The following is a 23,229-nucleotide window of genomic DNA, read 5'->3' as shown; positions in this document are numbered from 1 at the left end:
GTGCTCTTGAGGACGGAACGTGCCCTGCGGAGCACGTCCGGTCCTCAAGAGCACGCCCGGTTCGGTCCCGGATGCTGGCGCCCGGCCGGTGCTAGCGTCGAAGCCCGGACGAGTCGTCGACGGAAGAGGCACGAGCATGCTGGTCGGTCTGCACACGGACTACCTCACGGAGGAGCTGGCCGAGGACGGCCACCCGCTCTCCTTCTCGCTGAGCTGCCCGCCGGGCTTCAACTTCGCGTACGACGTGGTCGACCGCCTCGGCGCCGAGACTCCGGACCGCCGCGCGCTGCGCTGGTGCAACGACGAGGGCGAGCGCGCCGACTACACGTTCGGCGACGTGCAGCGGCTGAGCGACCAGGCCGCGTCGTACTTCCTCGCCCAGGGCATCCGCAAGGGCGACCGGGTGCTCCTCATCCTCAAGCGCCACGCGCAGTTCTGGTGGGCCATCACGGCCCTCCACAAGATCGGCGCCGTCGCCGTCCCGGCGACCAACCAGCTCCTGCGCTACGACCTCGTGTTCCGCCTCGACGAGGCCGACATCTCCGCGGTCGTCTGCACCCTCGAGGGTGACGTTGCCGCCGAGGTCGAGGCCGCCGAGGCCGAGACGGGGCGCACGCTCCTCAAGGTCGGCGTCCGCGGCGAGCGCGCCGGTTGGGACGACCTCGACGCCGGCATGGCTGCGGCCCCGTCCTTCGTGAAGCCGTCCCCCGAGGACCTCCCCGCAGTCGACGACGCGATGCTCCTCTACTTCACGTCGGGCACCACGGCGCAGCCGAAGATGGTCGTCCACGACTACTCGTACCCGATCGCCCACATCGCCACCGCCAAGTACTGGCACCGCGTCGACCCGGACGGCCTGCACCTCACGCTCTCCGAGACCGGCTGGGCCAAGTCCGTGTGGGGCAAGCTCTACGGCCAGTGGCTCCTGGAGGCGTGCGTCGACGTCTACGACTTCGACCGCTTCGACCCCGTCCGCCTCCTCAAGCACCTCGAGGAAGCGCGCGTCACGACGTTCTGCGCCGCCCCGACCGTCTACCGCTTCCTCATCACGCACGACCTCGCGTCCTACGACCTCTCCGCCCTGACGCACTGCACCATCGCGGGCGAGGCGATGAACCCGGTCGTCTACGAGTCCTTCCGCGACCAGACGGGCATCGCGCTCAAGGAGGGCTACGGGCAGACGGAGATGACCCTCGCCGTCGTCACGAACTACTGGCAGGCCACCAAGCCCGGCTCTATGGGCCTGCCGTCGGCCGGGTACGACGTCGTCCTCCTCACCGACGACGGCACCGAGGCGGGCGTCGACGAGGACGGCGAGATCTGCCTGCGCCTGCCGGAAGGCACCAAGCCCATCGGCCTCTTCACGGGATACGCCGGCGACCCCGCGACCACCGCGTCCGTGTGGCACGACGGCTTCTATCACACGCACGACCTCGCCCGACGGGACGCCGACGGGTACTTCTGGTACGTCGGCCGCACCGACGACATGATCAAGACCTCCGGCTACCGGGTCGGCCCCTTCGAGGTCGAGAGCGTCGTCATGGGCCACCCCGCCGTCGTCGAGTGCGCGATCACCGCGGCGCCCGACGAGGTGCGCGGGAGCGTCATCAAGGCGACGATCGTCCTCGGTGAGGCCTACGTGCCGTCGAGCGCGCTCGTCAAGGACATCCAGACGTTCGTCAAGGAACGCACGGCGCCGTACAAGTACCCGCGCATCATCGAGTTCGTCGAGAAGATGCCCACCACGGTCTCCGGCAAGATCCGCCGCGTCGTCCTCCGCGAGGAGTCGCAGCGCGCGGCCGGCACAGACGCGTGAGGGGTCTCCTGAGCCGTGCTGCGGCCAAGCCCGCGGACTGGAAGGCACTCTGGGCCTTCCTCGCGCCGGCGGGTGGCCGCGTGACGCCCGACGCGCTCGACCGGATCTCGGCCGCCGCGACGGCGCTGCCGCGCAAGACTCTCCTCGCCGCCGACGACCAGCTCGGCCGTGCGATGGGCCTGCTCGACACGGAGGACCACGCCCGATACCTCAAGCGCGACGCGTGGCAGGGACCGGAGCGGCGGTTCGCCCGGCGCCGGTTCGTCCGCGCGCTGCACGCGGTGCTCGTCGCGGGCCCCGACACTGTGGCCCGCGCAGCCGCCGACCCGTCGGTCGTCGGGTCGTACGACCCGCAGGACACCATCCCGTGGCGGGAGCGAGAGCTCGACGACACCGTTGCCCTGCGGCTCTACCGCGCGATCAACGAACCGGGCGGCGCGCGCGGGCACGTCAAGGCCGTCTCCGTCACCCGGAGCGCGAACCTCACCGACCGTGCGGAGAAGGGCTGGCCGAGCATCGCCCTCGGCACCACGCAGTGGCCGCACCTCTTCGACTACCACGACCCCGAGGGGACGTGGCTCTCGGTCGAGGCTGCGGTCGGTGCCCTGCACGACCAGTCGTGGCTCGACGCCGCACGTGACGCGAACGAACGGATCGCCGTCGCTCTCGGCGAGCGCAACCCGCCCATGATCACGTCGCAGCTCCTCCAGGAGGCGCTGGTCACCCTGCGCACGCCGGACGACGGCGAGGACGAGGAGCCCACCTTCGACGAGGGCTTCCTCGACATCACCGTGACGCTGGACCCGGCCGTGCTGGCGGCTCTGCCCGTCGCGGGACGAACGGACCACCTCACGCGCGCGGCGTCCACCGCCCTGCTCGAGCACGCCTCGACCCTGACCCCGGAGGCGGCAGCCGTGCTCACGCGCCTCGCGGCCGTCGGGGCCTAGCCGCCGGGCTGCGACGCGTCACGGGACAGTGATGGTCTGCGCGAGCTCCCGGAGCGCGGCCTCGCCCTCGCCGCGCTCGGCGTACATCGTGAACCAGAGGTACGCGTCGTCGGTCTCGACCCAGACGTCGACCATGTCCCGCTCGTCGTACGAGACCGGCTTGAACTCTCCGGTGGACCACTCGGCCCCCGGAACCTTCACGCGGTACGACGCGCCGTCGACGGCGTAGGCCCAGTCCACGTCGGAGATGTTCATCCCGGGGCTCTTGGGCACCATCACGACCGCGAGGTCGGCGCGTTCTCCCGTGGGCTCGAGCTCGGGGCCGACGAACGACTCGACCACGATGTCGTCGCCGAACTCGCCGGGGAGCCACGCCCACGCCTCCTCGCCGCCACGCTCCCACTCCGGGGCGAGCGCGTAGTCGACTCCTTCGAACGACTGCGGCGTGAAACCGCTGGGCACCGTGCCCCAGTCGACGTCATCGAGGAACGGCAGGGACTCCGAACCTCCCTCGACCAGGGCCCCGACGTCCAGCGAGGCGATCTCGACCTCCCACCCGTCGAGGAGCCACGCGCCTCCGTCCGTGACGACGGCGTAGGTCGCCTGGGCGGAGGTCGTCTCGAACGCATGCTCCTGGTCGGGGATGCCGAGCGCGCGCTCGTAGTGCGCCACGAGACGAACGACGACTGCACCTTCGTCACCGAGGAAGATCTCCGTGGTCACGAAGCTCAGGAGCGTGAAGCGGAGGTCTGACCCGTCTGCGAGCGTCCGCCCGAGAGCGGGGTCCCGCGTGGTCGACCTGCAGTCGACGAGGTAGGTGCAGTCGGGGTCGGTCAACGCCGCGGGAAGCTCGGTGTCCCAGAAGTCACCGGCGGGGAACTCTGCGCGCAGGCGCTCCGCCACGACGGCCCGCGTCTCGGCGCTGTCGTCTGCGACCATCTCGGAGTCGATGTACTCCTGGACGAAGAAGGTGACGGCCTTCCGCTGCGCCTCGGCGATCTCGTTGGGCGAGTACGCGGCCTCGACCTCCGGGCTCACGACGTCGGGGGAGTACTGGAAGACCGGGGAGTCGTCCGCGATGGCGGCCTGACGGTAGGACCCGTGGACGTCGGTGCGCTCGGGCCCGTCGGCGCTGAGCCCGAAGACGATGTTCGACGAGCGGTCCGGGGGCATGAACGTCAGCGGTTCGTCGACGGTCACCTCCGTCGCCTCCGCTGTCACGCGTGACTGGAGCACAGGAGCTGGCTCGTCCGAGCAGCCGGCGAGCCCGAGGATCGCGAGCACGAGGAGCGCGGATGCTCGACGGTCCAGCCGGTGGGTCGGCACGATCGGTGTCCTGTCTGTGGGAGGTGCGATGCACAGACCAGATCGACACGAAACCGGGCAGACTTGAGGATTCCGGCAGGCCCGAGCGCTGAATCGCGCGGCGACCTCGGGCCCTCCCTGCGAAACCCGGCGCCGCCGACCTCGGGCATCCGCCCCGACCTCGGGCGCTCAGAGGCCCGAGGTCGAGGTGAGTGCCCGAGCTCGGCGGCCGGAGTGGTGCCTGTGCGGTCACGTCAACGTGATCCGGGACGGAGGAGGCTGGCGCCTCGCGACCGTGGACGGCGCCGAAGGGTCCGCGGTCGGCACCGGTACGCTGCACCGGTGCCCCAAGTGGTACTCCCGTCCCATTCGCGGCCGCGGGAGCAGTGCGTGACGAAGGAGATCGCCCGATGGAAGGCCAGCTCGCCCCCGTGCTCGACCAGGTGCTCCGCCGCAACCCCGGCGAGGCCGAGTTCCACCAGGCCGTCCGGGAGGTCTTCGACTCGCTCGCTCCGGTGCTCAAGAAGAACCCCCACTACGTGGACGCTGCCGTCCTCGAGCGGATCTGTGAGCCCGAGCGCCAGATCATCTTCCGCGTGCCGTGGGTCGACGACTCCGGCCGCGTGCAGATCAACCGTGGCTTCCGTGTCGAGTTCAACTCGGCTCTCGGGCCGTTCAAGGGCGGGCTGCGGTTCCACCCGTCGGTGTACCTCGGCATCGTCAAGTTCCTCGGCTTCGAGCAGGTCTTCAAGAACTCCCTCACCGGCATGCCCATCGGCGGTGCCAAGGGCGGAGCGGACTTCGACCCGCGCGGCCGGTCCGAGGGCGAGATCATGCGCTTCTGCCAGTCGTTCATGACCGAGCTCTACCGGCACATCGGCGAGTACACGGACGTCCCCGCCGGTGACATCGGCGTCGGAGGTCGAGAGATCGGCTACCTCTTCGGCCAGTACAAGCGCATCACCAACCGCTACGAGTCCGCCGTCCTGACGGGCAAGGGCATCTCCTGGGGCGGCTCGCTCGTGCGCACCGAGGCGACCGGCTACGGCACGGTCCTCTTCGCCCGGGAGATGCTCAAGACCCGCGGGCTGGAGCTCGAGGGCCAGCGCGTCGTCGTCTCCGGCTCCGGCAACGTCGCTACCTACGCGATCCAGAAGGCCCAGGAGCTCGGCGCGCTCGTCGTCGCCTTCTCCGACTCCTCCGGCTACGTCGTCGACGAGGCCGGCGTCGACCTCGACCTCCTCCGACAGATCAAGGAGGTCGAGCGCGGCCGGGTCGCCGAGTACGAGAACCGCCGCTCGTCGGGCACCTTCGTCGAGGGCGGCTCCATCTGGGACGTCCCCGCCACGGTCGCCCTGCCGTGCGCGACGCAGAACGAGCTCGACCTCACCCACGCGCACACGCTCCTGAAGAACGGCGTCCTCACCGTCGCCGAAGGGGCGAACATGCCGACCACCCCGGACGCGGTCGCCGCGTTCCAGGAGGCGGGGGTGCTCTTCGCACCCGGGAAGGCAGCGAACGCCGGCGGGGTCGCGACCTCGGCGCTCGAGATGCAGCAGAACGCCAGCCGCGACGCATGGACGTTCGAGCACACGGCCGACCGCCTCGAGCAGATCATGGTCGGCATCCACGACCGCTGCGCCGAGACCGCCGACACCTACGACCAGCCGGGCAACTACGTGGCGGGCGCCAACATCGCGGGCTTCATCAAGGTCGCCGACGCGATGATCGCCCTCGGCGTCATCTGAGCCTCGACCGGCAGGCATCTGGGGCCCGTCCGGCAGGTGCCTGGGCCCGACCGGCACCCGCTCGAGGCCCTACCGTCAGTCGCCGAGCAGCCCGTGCTCGTGCGCGCGCATGAGCGCCTCCTCGCGTGAGGAGACCTCGAGCTTGCGGTAGATGCTGCGCACCTGCGTCTTGATGGTGTTCGCGGAGACGAACAGCTCGCGGCCGATCTCGGCCATGTTGCCGGTGTTGACGAGGTGGCTGAGCACGATGAGCTCGCGCTCGGCGAGCTTGACCGTGGAGAGCAGCGACGGGAAGACCGGGGGGACCTTCGTGAGGTCGGCGAGGAACTCCGCGGTCGGGTCGTGGTCCCGGGCAGAGGCCGCCGTACGCAACGCCAGCAGGTCGCTGCGAGGCACGAGCATGAGCGGTGTGCGGAGCTGGTGCTCCGTCATGAGACGGACCGCGGCATCGAGGTTGCGCAGCGCCATCGGGGTGTTCTCCAGGCGCAGCGCAGACGCTGCGCGGACGAGCAAGGACTCGGCGCGGAGCCGCACGGAGAGCGTGTCGTCTCCCGTGACCCGGCTCAGCGTGCGGATCGCCTTCTCCGGCTGGTTGGCCAGCAGCCAGCGGCGCGACCACATGACCGCGATCCACGGGGATGTCCTCGGGTGCTCCTCGAGGAGCGCCTCGGCCTTGACGCCCTGGCCGTCGGCCATGAGCAGTGCCGCCCGGCACGAGTCGAGCAGCGCGCGGGACCGCTCGCTGATGGTCGGCAGGTGCGCGGACGTCGTCATGTCGATCTCGAGTGCGGCGCTGCCCTCGGCCGACCGCCCGAGGCCGAGGTCGATCATCGCCTGGGCGTAGCGGAAGAGCGGCCAGTGCTCCGTGAGGTTCACGTGCGCACGCATGAGGTGGAGCTCGTACTGCGCACGCGGGAAGTCGAACTGCTCGAGCGCGGACAGCGCCTCGCCCAGCCGGTAGAGCGCGCCGTAGTAGCCGTGCTTCCACGCCTCCGGCCACAGCTCGCCCCGGACCTTCTCGAGCAGCGGTCGGACGGTGGTGATCTCGCCCTGCATCGCGAGGGTCCCGCAGCGCAGCGCCTGGGCGTGGTGGCGGCTCTCGGCCCCGGCCGACTCGGCCATCGCGTAGCTCGTCTCGAACGCGCTGATGGCGCGTTCCGCCTGGCCGCCGTAGTACAGGGTGAGGCCGAGGTGCTCGAGCATGACGGGCAGGATCGCCGTGAGCTCGTCGCGCTGCGCCATGGTGAGGTCGGAGAAGAGGCGCATCGCGCGGTCGGTCACGCCCATGGCCTGGTCGACGTGACCGGTCGAGCGCAGCGACGCGCTCTGGATCGTCAGGAGGATGAGCCGTTCGGCGGGGCCGGCCTTGGTGCTGCGGAGCTTGGCCGAGGCGTTCGCGATGGAGAACATCTCCATGGCGCGGACCCGGTGCGCCCCGGAGGAGTTGTAGGCGAGCGCGAGCACCATCGCGAGGATGGGGTAGTTGTACAGGCGCCGGATCGACAGCGGCGAGAGCAGCCGCACCACCGCTTCGGGGTGGTACGAGAGGAGCGTGAACCATCGCGCCTGGGCGACGCGTGTTGCCAGGTCGAGGTCCGAGATCGAGACGGCCTCGCGGAGCGCGACGAAGGGCTGGTCGTTCTCGAGGGCCCACGCGGCCGCCGTGCGGACGAGGTCGTCGACCACCTCGGGCGACCGGGCGCGGAGCTCCGCGCGGAGCAGGGAGCGGATGAGCTCGGAGATCTGGAAGGTGCGTCCGAGCGTGGTGACCGCCCACATGCCGATGCCGGCGGCCTCGAGCTGGCTCAACGCCGTCTCGGCGGCGGCGAGGTCGGGCAGGTCGGCGAGCTCGACCACGAGGTCGAGCGCGAGGAGGTCGGCGACCGAGCAGCGCATCGCGAGCTGCAGCGAGTCGGGCGGGAGCCGTCCGACGACGGAGTCGTGGAGCATCGTCGCGCTCGCGTCGATGAGCCGGGACGAGATCTCCGGGGCCTCGAGCCCGTCGGGCTCCATCTGCAGGGCGACGATGAGGCCCCGGATCGCGATGGCGGATCCGTCGGAGAGGTCGTGCGCGGCGAGCGCGAGGTTCTCCCAGCAGGTGAACCCGGCCTGCTCGAAGGCCGTCGCCGTCTCGGAGAGGGTGAAGCGCAGGGTCGCGGGGTCGACGACGACCGTGTCGAGGGAGAGCGAGGTGACGGGCAGCTCGAGGGACGACAGCGTTCGCGTGGAGATGACGAACGCGAGGCTCGGGCAGTGCTGGAGGAGGAAGACGATGTCGTCGTGCACGTCCTGGTCCTGGACGTGCTGGTAGTCGTCGACGACCACGACGAGGGGGGTGCGCAGCTGGCCGAAGCCCCGGACGAGGAGCCGGCGGGGATCGTCGGTGACGCGCATCTCGGCGACGAGCCGTCCGAACACGGGGGCGTACTCGGCGTAGCCCGCGTCGATGATCGTCATGATGACCTCGCGCCAGAACGCGAGGCGGGTGGCGGCGCCTTCGTGCGCGGTGACCCACACGCCGGGGGGAGCTGCCGGATCACGGCGGGCTGCCCATTCTGCGAGGAGGACGGTCTTGCCGCTGCCCCCGGGGCCCCGGACGATCGTCAATGGGGCGGATGTCGACAATTCTTCGACGAGCTCGGGGCGGGGGATGAGAAAAGACGGTACGCGCGGTCCACCGTAGAACCCACCGGAAGGTGATGGGTTGTTCGGCTGCTCGGACATGCGACGCGGGACCCTTCGGACACCCTCGATATCAGTCGGCGGGGCGTCTGGAGCGCGGGGGTGATGATCGCCGATGACCTGGGTGACAACCGATGGTAGAGGTACGAGCGCTCGTTCAGAAGGCGCACGTGGAGATGGTCACAGCAGAAACAGGGAATCGCATGAAGTTTCCGACATTATCAGCCGGAAGCTCCATGCGATCCCTGTCCGAGAGGACTCTTCAGAAGCTACTTGGCGGCCTGTGCCCGGCGGCTGATGCGGAATGCGACGATGCCGGCTGCGATAAATGCGGCGGCGAGCGCGGAGAGGAGTCCGACCTTCGCGCCGGTCGCTGCGAGCACGCCGTCCTGGTCCTCGACCGTCACGGCCTGGGGCGTCGCGCCGGAGACGGACGGGACGACGGCCGGGGCAGGTGCCTGGCCGAACGCGCCGCCGACACCCGAGGTGGGCGGCGTCACCGCGGGCACCTCGGCGTTGTCCACGGGGACGGTCGGGGTGGCGGGCTCCTCAGGAGTCGTGGGGACGGTCGGCTCGGGGGTCTCCTCGACCGGGACCTCGGGGGTGGGTGTCTCCTCGGGGACCTCGGGGTTCGGGGTCTCCTCGACCTCGGGGGTCTCCTCCTCGGGGACCTCAGGGGTCGGCGTCGGCTCGGGCGTGGGCTCCGGGGTAGGCTCCGGCGTCGGGTTGCACGTCGCCGGGTCGTTCACGGGCTGGACGAACGTGTGGCTGACGTAGACCTTGCCGTCTTCCTCGGGTCCCGTGAGGATGCCGTCGGAGAGGATCTCGTCGACGAGCTTCTTCTGCTCGGGGGTGCCGTAGCGGTAGACGTCGACCTGGTACCAGCCGGTGCCGCACGCCGGGACGGTGCCGGCGAGCTCCTGCGGCCAGGAGACCTCGGCCTTGGTGCTCTTGGGCATGAGCCAGGCGACGGTCTTGGTCTCGTTCGACACGGGTGCCGGCTTCGTGGACGGCTTCTGCCACTTGTTCCAGGACGAGTCGTTGCGCTTGTCGTCGTGGCCCCACGTGGTGGCGACGGACTGGGTGGTGCCCGCCGTGGCGGTAGCGGTGGTGAGGGCAGCCGCTCCGGCTGACGGTGCGACCAGGAGGCTGATCGCGGTCGTTCCCGTGAGGAACGCGGTGGCGAGGGCGGAGATCCGCACGGTCGCTGCGCGGGGGAACATCGAAGAGGTGGGCTCGGCAGCTCGGGTGGCCTGAGTAGTGCGCACGTGTTTTCCTTCGTCTGTGGACGGGCCGCGGTGGGACGGGGGGAGAGCGTCTCGTCGCGGGTAGCGCTTCGCTGACGTGAACTCTCGCCGGGCAGCGAGGTGCGGATTTCGCCGACCCGCGTTTTTAACCCTCTGATTCACCCTCTCGGGTGCTCGCGACGCCGCCGTCCGTGTGTTAGCCGATAACGCGGCGTCCGGGTGTGTGCTGGTCACGGCCTCGCGCGGCACGGACCGGGACCGGGTCGTAGAGTCGGGTCGTGCCCTCCAGACACCTGCGCATCGCCCTCCCGGCATCGACGGTCCCCGAGCGGATCCGCTCCGCCTTCACCCGCCTGCGGGGCGAGATGGACATCCCCGAGGCCTTCCCGCCCGAGGTCCTCATGGAGGCCGAGCGGGCTGCAAAGCACGGGGTCGGCGGGACCGACGGGCACGACCGCGGGTCGCTCGACATCGAGTTCGTGACGATCGACCCGCCCGGGTCGATGGACCTCGACCAGGCCGTCCACATCGAGCGCGGCCCCGCCCGTGCCGGAGAGGACTCCGGCTTCGTCGTCCGGTACGCCATCGCGGACGTGGCCCACTTCGTGGTCGCCGGCGGCGCCGTCGACCGCGAGGCCGCCACGCGCGGCATGACCTTCTACGCCCCCGACGGTCGGACGCCGCTCCACCCGCCCGTCCTCTCCGAGGGGGCCGCGAGCCTCCTCCCGGACGCGGAACGTCCCGCCGTCGTCTGGCGCATCGAGCTCGACGCGACGGGCGAGGTCGTGTCCGTCCACGTCGCCCGTGGCATGGTCTGCTCGCGCGCCCGCCTGACGTACGACGAGGCGCAGAGGGCGATCGACGACGGCTCCGCGGGCGAGGTGCTCGAGCTGCTGCGTGTCGTGGGACTCCTGCGGGAGCAGATCGAGCGTGCGCGCGGCGGGGTCTCCCTCGACGTCCCGGAGCAGAACGTCACGGTCGATGCCGACGGCACCTACGGTCTGGAGCTGCGCTCGGTCCTCCCCGTCGAGGGGTGGAACGCCCAGATCTCGCTGCTCACGGGCATCGCCGCGGCGCGGGTCATGCGCGAGGGCGGCATGGGGATCTTCCGCACGCTGCCGCAGAGCGACGAGCGCGACGTCGAGCGCCTGCGACGCACCTCCCGCGCCCTGCGCATCCCGTGGCCCGCCGAGGAGCCGTACGCGGACCTCCTCGCGCGGCTCGACTCGTCCGAGCCGCCGCACGCCGCGTTCCTCAACGAGGCGACCTCGCTCTTCCGCGGGGCGGGATACCTCACGTTCGAGGGTGACGTGCCCGAGGGCTCGGAGCATGCGGCGATCGCCGCCGAGTACGCCCACGTCACCGCCCCGCTGCGCCGGCTCGTCGACCGGTACGGCACCGAGATCTGCCTGACGCTGTGCGCTGGTGGTTCTGCGGCAGACGTGCCCGCGTGGGTGCGCGAGGCCTTCGCGGAGCTGCCGAAGATCATGTCCCGCAGCGGTCAGCGCGCCGGAGGGTTCGAGCGCGCCGCGATCGACGTCGTCGAGGCAGCGCTGCTCAACGGGCGGGTCGGCGACGTCTTCTCGGGTGTCGTCGTCGACCTCGACGGCAAGGACCCGAACAAGGGTCAGGTCGTCATCGACGAGCCGACCGTCCGGGGCGTGGTGCGCAGCGAGGGTGCGGGGCTGCCGCTGGGCGAGGTCGTCGCCGTGCGTCTGGCCGAGGCCTCGATCGAGGCGCGCACCATCGTGTTCCACCTGCACGGGCAGGACTAGTGCCCCCGCGACGCAGGACCGACCCGGCCGACGGTCGAGCAGCCGTGGCCGCGTGGCGCGAGGGTGCGGGGGACCGGGCCGTCGTGACCACGGCCGTCCGCTTCACCCTCGAGGAGCTGGCGGACGTCGCGCCGGGCCACGCGGTCGAGGTCCGCGTGCCGCCGTGGGGAGCGGTCCAGTGCGTCGAGGGTCCGCGGCACACGCGGGGCACGCCGCCGAACGTCGTCGAGACGGATCCCGAGACGTGGCTCGGCCTGGCCACCGGCGGGATCGTCTGGGCGGACGCTGTGCACGACGGCCGTGTGAGCGCGTCGGGCGAGCGGTCCGACATCTCCGAGCTGCTCCCGCTCCAGGCGACCCGGGCCCGCTAGCGACATCCGGGTCCCGCGTCCGCTAGGCGCGGACGACGGGAGCTCGCATGCGCCGCGCTGCGCCTGAGATCCGCGCCGTCGCGAGGACGGTCGTGCGTCGGCTGAGGAGTCGGGACGCGACGACGCTCAGCGCGGCGCCGCGACGGGAGAGGCTGCTCGGGGCTGCGCCGCGGCGGTCGAGCGCGCGCAGGGCGGCGGCGGCGACCTCGTCGGGGCTCTGGAAGCTCCCGCCGTAGTTCTCGGTGCCGATCTCGTCGAAGAACTCGGTGCGGGTGAGGCCGGGGGAGAACGCCATCGTGCGGACACCCGTCCCTCGCGTCTCCCACCAGAGCGCCTCGGTGAAGCTGAGGACGAACGCCTTGGACGCGGCGTACACGGCCATGCCCGGGATCGGCTGGTAGCCCGCCATGCTCGCGACGTTGACGAGCACTCCGGTGCCGGCTGCCGTCAGGTGACCGAGGAAGGCGTGCGTGATGTCGACGACGGCGCCGATGTTCAGGGCGACGAGCGCGGAGAGCCGGGTGGGGTCCTCGTCGCGGAACGGTCCGTCGGTGCCGAACCCGGCGTTGTTGACGAGGCTCGTGACGGTCATGCCACGGCGTGCGACCTCGTCGACGAGCGTGGCTCCCGGGTGCGGGAGCGTGAGGTCGAGGGCGATCGTCTCGACGCGGACGCCGTGGCTGGCGCGCAGCTCGCCGGCGAGGTCGTCGAGACGGTCGAGGCGTCGCGCGACGAGCACGAGGTCGGAGCCGCGGGCGGCGAGCCGGCGGGCCAGTGCGTCGCCGATGCCGGAGCTGGCTCCGGTGATGAGCGTGGTCTGTGCGGAGTAGTCACGAGTCATGTGCGCCACTGTACGCCACATGTGGCACTAAGTGTCAGGTATGGCCCGAAGGGGCGACGGCCTAGGATCGACCGGTGAGCGCAGACGACGAGCCAGGCATCCGCGACAGGACCCGCCGAGCCGTGCGACGAGAGATCGTCGAGGCGGCGATGCCGCTGTTCCTCGACAACGGCTTCGAGGCCACCACCGTCGACCAGGTCGTCGAGGCGGCCGGGATCTCCCGACGGTCCTTCTTCCGCTACTTCGCCACCAAGGAGGACGTCGTCCTCGGCGACCTCCTCGACCGCGGCCACCGCGTCCAGGCCGAGCTCGCCCGACGCCCGGCGGAGGAGACCCCGTGGGAGGCGGTCCGCGGGGCGCTCCTCGTCCTGCGGGACGAGGTGCCGTCGTCCAGCGCGGTCGAGCTGCAGATGGCACGGATGCTCCACGACAGCCCGTCGTTGCGGGCGCGCCGGCTCGAGAAGCAGCTCGGCTGGCAGGAGCTGCTCGTCCCCACGCTCGCGCAGCGGCTCCGAGCGACCGGCGTCGACGGCTCCGCGGCGGAGCACCGGGCCGCCGCGATCGTCGCGAGCGCCCTCGTGTGCCTCGACACCGCGACCGAGACCTGGCTCCGTCGGGACGGTGCGGCGTCCCTCGAGGACCTCTGGGACGAGGCGGTCGCGGCAGTCCGCGCCTAGGTCGCGCCACGGCCGCTCAGGGCCGTGAAGGGCCGTGCAGGGCTCCTACCAGCCAGAACTGGTACGCCCGTTTGTTACCGCTAGGTAACGTGTGCGCGACAGGGGCCCCTTCCACCGAAGTGTGTGGTTAAGTCGGGGGAGTTCAAAGGGATTTGCCTTGGTTGACACCAGGCGTTCATGAGCGTGCGGTTGGATGCGAGCGACGGTCAACGGTGACCGGACGGCCCGCGCCACCTGCGCGCGGCTGACGTCGCACCGAAGAAGGAGCAAGCGTGTTCTCTGGTCACAAGCGGCACACTGCACGACGGAGGGGCGCGCTCGCAGCGACGCTCTCCGGTGCACTCATCCTCGGCCCGGTGGCGACGGCGCAAGCCCTCGTCCCTGCGGCCTCTGTCGGGTCGGTCGCCACGGCCGTGGACGGGTCCTCGGTGGTCATCAACGAGGCGTACCTCAGCGGCGGGAGCGCGAACGCCCCGTTCACGAACAAGTTCGTGGAGCTCTACAACCCGACGAGCGCCCCGATCGACCTCAGCGGCTGGTCCGTCCAGTACCGCTCCGCGACGGGGACCGCCGGCTCGAGCAGCACGGCGCCGCTCTCCGGCACGATCGCGGCCGGCGGGTACTTCCTCGTCTCTGGCGGGTCCAACGGCGCCAACGGTGCCCCGCTGCCTGCCGCGGACGTCGTGGCGCCGGGGCTCAACGCGTCCGGGACGACCGGCACGCTCGCTCTCGTCGTGTCCCCCACGGCGATCACGCTGCCGACCGGCTCGGTCGTCGGTGACGCGCGTGTGGTCGACCTGCTCGGCTACGGCACGTCGAACACCTTCGAGACGGCCGTGGCCACGGCACCGACGGCGAACAACGTGCCGCGTTCGCTCAACCGCACCGACTTCGTCGACACGGACGACAACGCGGCGGACTTCACGCTCCTCGAGACCGTGACGCCGCAGAACGCGGCCAGCACCGGTCCGGACCCGGACCCGACCGAGGAGCCCACCGAAGAGCCGACCGAGGAGCCCACGGAGGAGCCGACCGAGGAGCCGACCGACCCGCCCGTCGGGACCGTCACCCCGATCGCCGACATCCAGGGCGCCGGCGCGGCCAGCCCCCTCGCCGGGCAGACGGTGACCACCCGAGGCGTCGTCACGGCGTCCTTCCCGACCGGTGGCTACGACGGTCTGTACATCCAGACCCCCGGCACGGGCGGTGACCTCGACCTCGCGACGCACACGCAGTCCGACGGCATCTTCGTCTACTCGGCTGCGGCCGCCGCCGGCCTCCAGGTCGGCCAGTACGTCGAGGTGACCGGGACGGTGAGCGAGTACTTCACGCTGACCCAGATCTCCGCCACCTCGTTCTCCGTGGTCGAGGAGGCCGTCGAGGCCGTCAAGCCCGCCAACGTCGCGTTCCCCGCGGTCGAGGAGCAGCGCGAGGCGCTGGAGGGCATGCTCGTCCAGCCCGCAGGCGACTACGTCGTCTCGGACAACTACTCGACGAACTTCTACGGCTCGCTCTCCCTCGCGGCCGGCACCACGGCGTTCGTCCAGCCGACCGACGTCGGTCGTCCCGGGAGCGCCGAGGCAGCCGCCGCGGTCGCCGACCGTGCAGCCCGTGAGGTCGTCCTCGACGACGGCGCGACGACGAACTTCAACTCGACGGCCAACAAGTCCGTGCCGCTCCCGTACCTCACGGGTGGCGCACCGGTCCGCGTCGGGGCGGCGACCACGTTCGTCACCCCGGTGGTCCTCGACTACCGCTTCGAGGCGTGGACGTTCCAGCCGCTCACGCACCTGACCACGGACGTGGCGCAGGCGGTCCAGCCGGCGACGTTCGCCGACACGCGCACCGCAGCACCCGAGGACGTCGGCGGTGACGTCCGCCTGGCGACCTTCAACGTCCTCAACTACTTCACGACGACGGGCGACGAGCTCACCGGCTGCACCTACTACACCGACCGGTCGGGCGTCCCGCTCACGGTCCGTGGCGGCTGCGACGCCCGCGGCGCCGCGACGCAGGAGAGCCTCGACCGCCAGGAGACGAAGATCGTCGCGGCGATCAACGCGCTCGACGCCGACGTGGTGTCTCTCGAGGAGATCGAGAACTCGGCCGCGTTCGGCAAGGACCGGGACGACGCGCTCAGCAACCTCGTGACCGCCCTCAACGCGGCCGCCGGCTCCGACGTCTGGGCCTTCGTCCCGTCGCCCGCCGTGCTCCCCGCCGACGAGGACGTCATCCGCACGGCCTACATCTACCGCACGGCGGCCGTCGAGACCCTGGGCGAGTCGGTCGTCTTCGACGACCCCGCGTTCGTCAACGCCCGCCAGCCGCTCGCGCAGACCTTCACGCCGGTCGGCTCGGACGTCTCCCGCGCGTTCACGGTCATCACGAACCACTTCAAGTCGAAGGGCTCCGGCACGGGCGCCGACGCCGACCAGGGCGACGGGCAGGGCGCGTCCAACGCCTCGCGCGTCGCGCAGGCCACCGCGCTCGTCGCCTTCGCCGACGCCCAGGTCACGGCCACGGGCACGGACCGGGTGTTCCTCGTCGGAGACTTCAACTCCTACACGCAGGAGGACCCGCTCGTCGTCCTCGCCGACGCGGGGTACACCAACCTCACGGCGACGACCGGCGAGAACACGTACCTCTTCGACGGCTACGTCGGTTCCCTCGACCACGTCTTCGGGTCCGAGGCCGCGACGGCGTCCGTCACCGGGGTCGACATCTGGAACATCAACTCGGTCGAGCCCATCGCGAACGAGTACAGCCGCTACAACTACAACGCGTCGATCCTCTACGACGAGACGCCGTTCCGGTCGAGCGACCACGACCCTGCGGTCGTGGGCATCGCGACCACCCCTGAGGCCGTGGAGCTCAACCTCCTCGGGATCAACGACTTCCACGGCCGGATCGACGGCAACACGGTGAACTTCGCCGGCACCATCGAGCAGCTCCGTGCCACCAACCCGGACGGGACCGCGTTCCTGTCCGTCGGTGACAACATCGGCGCGTCGCTCTTCGCGTCCGCGTCGCAGGACGACCAGCCGACCATCGACGTCCTCAATGCCCTGGAGCTGGCCGTCTCGGCCGTCGGCAACCACGAGTTCGACCGTGGCTTCGAGGACCTCACCGGTCGCGTCACGGACGCGTCCGACTGGCCCTACCTCGGGGCGAACGTCTACGACAAGGGCACGACGAACCCGGCGCTGCCCGAGTACGAGGTCCTCACGGTCGACGGCGTGCGCGTCGGCGTCATCGGTACCGTCACCGAGGAGACGCCCGCGCTCGTCACCCCGGCCGGCATCGCAGCCCTCGACTTCGGCGACCCCGTCGAGGCCATCAACCGCGTCACCGCCGAGCTCTCCGACGGCGACGAGAGCAACGGCGAGGCCGAGGTCATCGTCGCTCTCCTCCACGAGGGAGCGCCGGCCGGCACGCCCGACGGCTCGACCATCGAGGAAGAGGTCGCCGCCGGCGGCGAGTTCGCGCACATCGTCACCGACACGGACGCCCGCGTCGACGCCATCTTCACCGGCCACACGCACAAGCAGTACGCGTGGGACGCCCCCGTCCCGGGTGCACCCGGCGAGACCCGCCCGATCATCCAGACGGGCAGCTACGGCGAGAACATCGGCCAGATCACGCTGACGGTCGACCCGGAGTCCTTCGACGTCCTCGCGTACACGGTCCAGAACGTGGCCCGCACGACGACGCCGGCCGCCGAGCTCGTCGCCACGTACCCGCGGGTCGCGGCCGTCAAGACGATCGTCGACAAGGCGATCGCCGACGCTGCCGTCATCGGCAACCAGCCGGTCGGCTCCGTCACGGCGGACATCACCACGGCCTACGTCGACGGCAACCGGGACGACCGCTCCTCGGAGTCCACCCTCGGGAACCTCGTCGCGAACTCGCTGCGGGACACGCTCGAGCCTGCCGAGCGCGGCGGTGCCGAGATCGGCGTGGTCAACCCCGGTGGTCTGCGCGCAGACCTGCGAGTCGGCGACGACGGCGTCATCACGTACGCCGAGGCCAACGCGGTCCTGCCGTTCGTCAACAACCTGTGGTCCCTCACGCTCACGGGCGCGGACTTCAAGGCGCTCCTCGAGCAGCAGTGGCAGCCGGACGGCAGCTCGCGGCCGTTCCTCAACCTCGGGCTCTCGGACAACGTGTCGTACACCTACGACCCGACGCTGCCCCGCGGCGAGCGCATCACGTCGATCACGGTGAACGGCGCGGCGATCGACCCCGCGGCCGAGTACCGGATCGCGACGTTCTCGTTCCTCGCCACCGGAGGGGACAACTTCACCGCGTTCCTCGAGGGCACGGATGCTCGCGACTCGGGTCTCATCGACCGCGACGCGTGGATCTCCTACATCGAGGACAACTCGCCTCTCACGCCGAGCTTCGCCCGGCGCGGCGTGCAGGCAGGTGCTCTCCCGGGCACCGTCGACGCCGGGGCGCAGGTCACGGTCGACGTCGCGAAGCTCGACCTCACGTCGCTCGGCTCCCCGGCGAACACGACCCTCTCGGCGTACCTCGTGCCGGCAGGGATCGCGTTCGACCCGTCGGCCAACCCGATCGCGGCCACGGCCGTGAGCGCCGGTGCGGCGTCGGTCACGGCGACGGTGCCGCCGGGCACCGCAGCCGGTCAGTACGGGCTGTACCTCGTCGCGTCGCCGACGGGGACCACGGTCCGGCTGCCGCTCACGGTGAACGCCGTGGCACCTGTCCAGGGCGTGCGCATCCAGCCCCACGCGGTCTCGTTCAAGCTGTTCTCCACGAGCTACGTCATCGTCGCGGCGACGAACCTCGACCGGGCCACGGCGAGCATCGCGATCAGCACGCCGCTGGGCGACCGGACCTTCACCAAGGTGCGGCCCGGCCAGACGGTGATCACGCAGTTCACCCAGCGCGGAGCGATCAAGGCGGGCACGGCGACCTTCACCGCGACCGCCACGATCAACGGGAAGCCTGCGTCGCAGGTGTACCGCTCGCACTACAGCAAGACGGCCGGGAACTTCTGGCCGTGGTTCTTCTGAGCCGCTGACGAACCTGAACGATCCGGTGATGCCTGCCAGGCCCGCGAGGCCTGGCGGGCATCACCGAGGACGACCTGCGGGCCGTCCGGGCTAGCCGGTGATGCCGGCGGCCCGGGCGGCCCGCAGCCAGTCGGGGAACTCTCCGAGCAGCCGGGCGTACAGCTCGGCATCCGACACGGTGTCGATGTCGTCGAGCTCGAAGAACCCGACGTTGTCGACCACCCGGCCCTCCAGGTCGTCGAGCGTGGTGAGCAGCCCGTAGTTGGCCCGCCCGACCCCGACGAACTGCCAGAAGGCAGGCAGGCTCGACGCCTCGCGCACGAGCTCGGTGATCTCCCGCCGCTTCGAGAACCCGCCGTCCGTGAAGAACAGCACGAGCGTGGGCATCGGGTCCCCGCGGCGCAGCGTGCGCAGGATCTCCGAGATGATCGGGGGCTCGTCGTTCCCGTGCCCGATGGAGTCGTAGTCCAGGCCCCCGTGCGTCCCGGCCAGGTGCAGGTACGTCTCGGGCCACTCCTCGAGATCGTCCGCGGTGAGATCGGGCAGGCGGAGGAACGAGCGGGCGTAGAGGTAGGGCTCCAGCGTCCCGTCGTCGTCGAGCTGGAGCGCGACCGGCACCATGCGCTCGACCACGCGGTGCACCACCCGCAGGTTGTACTGCTTGCGCATCGACCCCGTCTTGTCGAGCACGAGGACCACGCGTGCACGCACGCTCGCGGCGTCCTTCGTGAGCAGGACCTTGTGCACCTCCTTCTTCCGGAGGTCGAGCACCTGGCGCTTCTCGAACGAGAGGCGGCTCCCGGGTGCGGGTGACGCTGCCGACTGCGGAGCCGGGGGAGCGGGTGGAACAGGGGGAGCGGGCGGGGCAGCCGTGGCAGCGGCCGGGGCAGGCTCGTCGTCGACGCTCACGCCGTGCTCCCGCACGAGGTCGTCGAGGCCACCGTCCCAGCCTGCGCTGACGTTGCGCACCTTCCAGCCGCCACCCCGGCGGTACACCTCGAGGAGCACGACAGCGCGCTCGGTCGTGAGCCCGGCCACGGGGCACTCGATCGTGGGCTCGCCGGGCTGCTCGACCCGCACGCCCAGCGCGCTGATGCCCGCGAGCGGTCCGTCGATCGACGCGTCGAGAGCGACGGCGACCGCGATGGTCACCACCTCGGGCGGCACAGCCCCGAGGTCGAGTGCCATCGAGTCGCCGGCGGTGAGCCGGACCCCGCCCTCGACCGATGCCGGCTGGTTGAAGAACACGAAGTCGTGGTCCCCGCGCACCCGGCCGTCGTCGGTGAGCTGGAAGGCCATGAGGTCGACCGTTCCGGTGCGGGCACCGGACACCGCGATCGTCAGGGATGGGCTGGTGAGCGGGCCGTTGGCGCCCCGTGTGAGCTGCATGTGCTCGCCTCCTCGTCGTCCCGGAGAATGTAGCCGACGGTCGCCAGAGCGCTCCATCGATAGACTTGCTCGGTGAGCACACCCGAGCACGGACACCCCGAGACCCCCGACCTTCCCGTGCCCGAGCCGGTGGACGACCTCGCGGCCGTCGAGGCGAGCGCGCAGCCCGCGCGCCTGCGCCGTGCGCCGCGGTACCGGGCGTTCTTCTGGACGGGCGCTCTCCTCGGGATCGCACTGGGCGTCGCCCTCGGTCTGTGGGTCTCGGACCCGGACATGATCAACCGGTGGATCTACGTCATCGTCATCGTCTTCGGCACGACGCTCGTCACCACCCTCGTCGCCGGGCTGCTCGCGATCCTCGCCGACCGCCGCTCCGCCCGCTGAGCCCGCCCGCGCCCCCACCGCTGACGGGCCGTCGGCGAACGAGCGTCCGCCCGCTGGCTCCCCGCGCGAGCCTCCGGACGCCCTGTGCCACACTTGAGACGTGGCCCCCCGTGGAGATGGACTTCTCAATCACGACCTCATGGCTGGTGAAAAGGGACCGCAAGACGCCTGTGGCGTCTTCGGTGTCTGGGCACCCGGCGAAGAGGTCGCGAAACTCGCATACTTCGGTCTGTACGCGCTGCAGCACCGAGGTCAGGAATCGGCAGGTATCGCCACCAGCAACGGTGAGCAGATCCTCGTCTACAAGGACATGGGACTCGTGTCCCAGGTCTTCAACGAGACCGCGCTCAACGCCCTCACCGGGCACATCGCGGTCGGGCACTGCCGGTACTCGACGACCGGCGGCGTGACCTGGGAGAACGCCCAGCCCACGCTCGGTGCCACGGCGTCCGGCACGATCGCGCTCGGGCACAACGGCAACCTCGTCAACTCGGCCGAGCTCGTCGACCTCGTCGCCGAGCGGTACGGCGCGCAGCGCCGCGGTGAGCTCGCCCGCGGCAACACGACCGACACCGCGCTCGTCACCGCACTGCTCGCCGGCGACCCGGACCACACCCTCGAGCAGACGGCGATGGAGGTCCTCCCCAGGCTGCGTGGCGCGTTCAGCCTCGTCTTCATGGACGAGCGCACGCTCTATGCCGCCCGGGACCCACAGGGGGTCCGCCCGCTCGTCCTCGGCCGTCTCGACCGCGGCTGGGTCGTCGCCAGCGAGACCCCGGCCCTCGACATCGTCGGCGCGAGCTTCGTCCGTGAGATCGAGCCGGGCGAGCTCGTCGCGATCGACGCGGACGGCCTGCGGTCGCAGAAGTTCGCCGAGCCGGAACGTGCCGGCTGCGTGTTCGAGTACGTCTACCTCGCCCGGCCGGACACCTCCATCAAGGGCCGGTCCGTCCACTCGGCGCGTGTCGAGATGGGGCGCCAGCTCGCCCGCGAGCACCCGGCCGAGGCCGACCTCGTCATTCCCGTCCCCGAGTCGGGCACACCTGCCGCCGTCGGTTTCGCCCAGGAGTCCGGCATCCCGTTCGGCCAGGGCCTCACGAAGAACGCGTACGTGGGACGCACCTTCATCCAGCCGTCGGACACCCTGCGCCAGCTCGGCATCCGCCTCAAGCTCAACCCGCTGCGCGAGGTCATCAAGGGCAAGCGCCTCGTGGTCGTCGACGACTCGATCGTCCGCGGCAACACGCAGCGCGCCCTCATCCGCATGCTCCGCGAGGCCGGCGCCGCCGAGGTCCACGTCCGCATCAGCTCGCCGCCCGTGCGGTGGCCGTGCTTCTACGGGATCGACTTCGCGTCCCGCGCGGAGCTCATCGCCAACGGCCTCGGCCCGGACGAGGTGGGCAAGTCCCTCGGGGCGGACACCCTCGGCTACATCTCCGAAGAGGGCATGATCGCCGCCACCGAGCAGCCGGCCTCGCAGCTGTGCAGCGCATGCTTCACCGGCAAGTACCCGATCGACCTGCCGGACGCCGACCAGCTCGGCAAGCACCTCCTCGAGCAGGCCGAGCTGCCGCTGGGCGCTCCTGAGGACGGTCTCACGTCGCTCACGGTCTCGGCCGGTGGCTCGACGGCGCTCGCACACCCCTGACCGGGCACCTGCCCGCTCGACCCCTGAACCTGGAGTGACAAACGTGTCTGATGGCCTCACCTACGCCGCCGCTGGAGTGGACACCGCTGCGGGCGACCGCGCCGTCGAGCTCATGAAGGCGGCGGTCGCGCGGACGCACGGCCCCAACGTCCTCGGTGGTGTCGGTGGCTTCGCCGGTCTGTTCGACGTGAGCATGCTCAAGGCGTACGTGCGGCCGCTGCTCGCCTCGTCCACCGACGGCGTGGGTACCAAGGTCGCGATCGCCCAGGCGCTCGACATCCACCACACCATCGGCTTCGACCTCGTCGGCATGGTCGTCGACGACATCGTCGTGTGCGGTGCCGAGCCTCTCGTCATGACGGACTACATCGCGACCGGGAAGGTCGTCCCCGAGCGGGTCGCGGACATCGTCCGTGGCATCGCCGCCGCCTGCGAGGTCGCCGGGACCGCGCTCGTCGGCGGAGAGACCGCCGAGCACCCTGGCCTCCTCGCGCCCGACGAGTACGACGTCGCCGGTGCCGCGGTCGGGGTCGTCGAGGCGTCGGCTCTGCTCGGTCCTGACAAGGTGGTCGACGGCGACGTCGTCATCGCGCTCGGGTCCTCCGGCCTCCACTCGAACGGCTACTCGCTCGTCCGTGCGGTCGTCAAGCGTGCCGGCTGGGCGCTCGAGCGCGACGTCCCGGAGTTCTCACGGACCCTCGGCGAGGAGCTCCTCGAGCCGACGCGCGTCTACGCGAGCGACTGCCTCGCGCTCGCCCGTGACGCTGCAGCGCAGGTGCACGCGTTCTCCCACGTCACCGGTGGCGGCCTCGCGGCCAACCTCGCGCGCGTGCTCCCCGTGGGTCTGAGCGCGACCGTCGACCGTGGGAGCTGGGCCGTGCCGGCAGTCTTCGACGTGGTGCGCGGGCTCGGCGGCGTGCCGTGGAGCGACCTCGAGAACACCCTCAACCTCGGCGTGGGCATGGTCGCGGTCGTCGGCGCCGACGGCGCGGACGCGGCCCTGGTGCGCCTCTCCGCGCTCGGACTGCCCGCCTGGGTGCTCGGCACCGTCACGACCGACGACGGTGCACAGGACGCCGGGGTCCTGCGTGGCTCCAAGGGCGTCGACGGCGGTGCCGTGCGACTCGTGGGGGAGTACCGGGTCTAGCAGCGGCTGCGGGCGCGCTCGGCACAGGCAGGCTCGCCACACACAGGCTCGCCACACGCACGCTCGGCACGGCCGCGTTCCGGAGGCCACCGCTCAGCCCGAACGTGCGCACCCCGGAGGCGCTCAGCCTCAACGTGCGCAGCCCGAACCACTCAGCCCGAAACCACTCAGGGGGGGGGGGGGGGGGGGGGGGGGGGGGGGGGGGGGGGGGGGGGG

General features: G+C 71.0%; 15 protein-coding genes. 10 read left to right on the top strand and 5 right to left on the bottom strand.

Annotated elements, in window-relative coordinates; genetic code table 11:
- Positions 1 to 136: 136 nt before the first annotated feature.
- Positions 137 to 1,816, top strand: a complete 1,680-nt coding sequence (locus ABKW26_RS19060) for an AMP-binding protein (protein ID WP_348595661.1) — start codon at positions 137 to 139, stop codon at positions 1,814 to 1,816.
- Positions 1,813 to 2,763, top strand: a complete 951-nt coding sequence (locus ABKW26_RS19055) for a hypothetical protein (protein ID WP_348595660.1) — start codon at positions 1,813 to 1,815, stop codon at positions 2,761 to 2,763. Before ABKW26_RS19060 ends, ABKW26_RS19055 begins: the two co-directional genes overlap by 4 nt.
- 18 nt (positions 2,764 to 2,781) lie before the next feature.
- Here the strand turns inward: ABKW26_RS19055 and ABKW26_RS19050 are convergent, their stop codons facing one another.
- A complete protein-coding gene (locus tag ABKW26_RS19050; RefSeq protein WP_348595659.1) occupies positions 2,782 to 4,089 on the bottom strand; it encodes a hypothetical protein in 1,308 nt (435 codons plus the stop codon).
- A gap of 389 nt (positions 4,090 to 4,478) precedes the next feature.
- Here ABKW26_RS19050 and gdhA point away from each other — a divergent pair, with 389 nt between their 5' ends.
- Positions 4,479 to 5,816: an NADP-specific glutamate dehydrogenase gene (gene gdhA / locus ABKW26_RS19045; protein ID WP_348595658.1), complete on the top strand. Its 1,338-nt coding sequence runs from the start codon at positions 4,479 to 4,481 to the stop codon at positions 5,814 to 5,816.
- Between the two features lie 75 nt (positions 5,817 to 5,891).
- Here the strand turns inward: gdhA and ABKW26_RS19040 are convergent, their stop codons facing one another.
- A complete protein-coding gene (locus ABKW26_RS19040) occupies positions 5,892 to 8,423 on the bottom strand; it encodes a LuxR C-terminal-related transcriptional regulator (RefSeq protein WP_348595657.1) in 2,532 nt (843 codons plus the stop codon).
- 344 nt (positions 8,424 to 8,767) lie between these two features.
- Entirely contained in the window at positions 8,768 to 9,766 is a 999-nt protein-coding gene (locus ABKW26_RS19035) for a hypothetical protein (protein ID WP_348595656.1), read from the bottom strand.
- Positions 9,767 to 10,023: 257 nt separating this feature from the next.
- Here ABKW26_RS19035 and ABKW26_RS19030 point away from each other — a divergent pair, with 257 nt between their 5' ends.
- A complete protein-coding gene (locus ABKW26_RS19030; RefSeq protein ID WP_348595655.1) occupies positions 10,024 to 11,520 on the top strand; it encodes an RNB domain-containing ribonuclease in 1,497 nt (498 codons plus the stop codon).
- Complete coding sequence (locus ABKW26_RS19025; RefSeq protein ID WP_348595654.1) at positions 11,520 to 11,891, top strand: sterol carrier family protein; 372 nt, start codon at positions 11,520 to 11,522, stop codon at positions 11,889 to 11,891. Before ABKW26_RS19030 ends, ABKW26_RS19025 begins: the two co-directional genes overlap by 1 nt.
- Positions 11,892 to 11,913: 22 nt before the next feature.
- Here the strand turns inward: ABKW26_RS19025 and ABKW26_RS19020 are convergent, their stop codons facing one another.
- Positions 11,914 to 12,732, bottom strand: a complete 819-nt coding sequence (locus ABKW26_RS19020) for an SDR family oxidoreductase (protein WP_348595653.1) — start codon at positions 12,730 to 12,732, stop codon at positions 11,914 to 11,916.
- A 74-nt stretch (positions 12,733 to 12,806) separates the two neighbouring features.
- Between ABKW26_RS19020 and ABKW26_RS19015 the strand changes: the two genes are divergently transcribed.
- Both ABKW26_RS19015 and ABKW26_RS19010 read left to right on the top strand, forming a co-directional pair.
- Positions 12,807 to 13,409 (top strand): TetR family transcriptional regulator, encoded by a 603-nt coding sequence (locus ABKW26_RS19015; protein ID WP_348595652.1) that lies wholly within the window; start codon positions 12,807 to 12,809, stop codon positions 13,407 to 13,409.
- Positions 13,410 to 13,822: 413 nt separating this feature from the next.
- On the top strand, positions 13,823 to 18,445 hold the full coding sequence (locus tag ABKW26_RS19010) for an ExeM/NucH family extracellular endonuclease (RefSeq protein ID WP_348595662.1): 4,623 nt from the start codon (positions 13,823 to 13,825) through the stop codon (positions 18,443 to 18,445).
- Positions 18,446 to 18,535: 90 nt separating this feature from the next.
- Here the strand turns inward: ABKW26_RS19010 and ABKW26_RS19005 are convergent, their stop codons facing one another.
- Positions 18,536 to 19,834 carry a VWA domain-containing protein gene (locus ABKW26_RS19005; protein WP_348595651.1) on the bottom strand — a complete coding sequence of 433 codons (1,299 nt, stop codon included), beginning with the start codon at positions 19,832 to 19,834 and terminating at the stop codon, positions 18,536 to 18,538.
- 72 nt (positions 19,835 to 19,906) lie between these two features.
- Between ABKW26_RS19005 and ABKW26_RS19000 the strand changes: the two genes are divergently transcribed.
- The 3 genes from ABKW26_RS19000 (at position 19,907) to purM (ending at position 23,013) form a co-directional block, all read left to right on the top strand.
- Complete coding sequence (locus ABKW26_RS19000; protein WP_348595650.1) at positions 19,907 to 20,218, top strand: hypothetical protein; 312 nt, start codon at positions 19,907 to 19,909, stop codon at positions 20,216 to 20,218.
- A 100-nt stretch (positions 20,219 to 20,318) separates the two neighbouring features.
- On the top strand, positions 20,319 to 21,866 hold the full coding sequence (purF, locus tag ABKW26_RS18995; RefSeq protein ID WP_348595649.1) for an amidophosphoribosyltransferase: 1,548 nt from the start codon (positions 20,319 to 20,321) through the stop codon (positions 21,864 to 21,866).
- 43 nt (positions 21,867 to 21,909) lie between these two features.
- On the top strand, positions 21,910 to 23,013 hold the full coding sequence (purM, locus tag ABKW26_RS18990) for a phosphoribosylformylglycinamidine cyclo-ligase (RefSeq protein ID WP_348595648.1): 1,104 nt from the start codon (positions 21,910 to 21,912) through the stop codon (positions 23,011 to 23,013).
- Positions 23,014 to 23,229 lie beyond the last annotated feature (216 nt).

The organism is Sanguibacter sp. 25GB23B1 (assembly GCF_040012415.1).
Taxonomy (GTDB): Bacteria; Actinomycetota; Actinomycetes; order Actinomycetales; family Cellulomonadaceae; genus Sanguibacter.
Note: the sequence above shows the minus strand (reverse complement) of the source record. Positions and strands in the feature narration are given on the sequence as shown.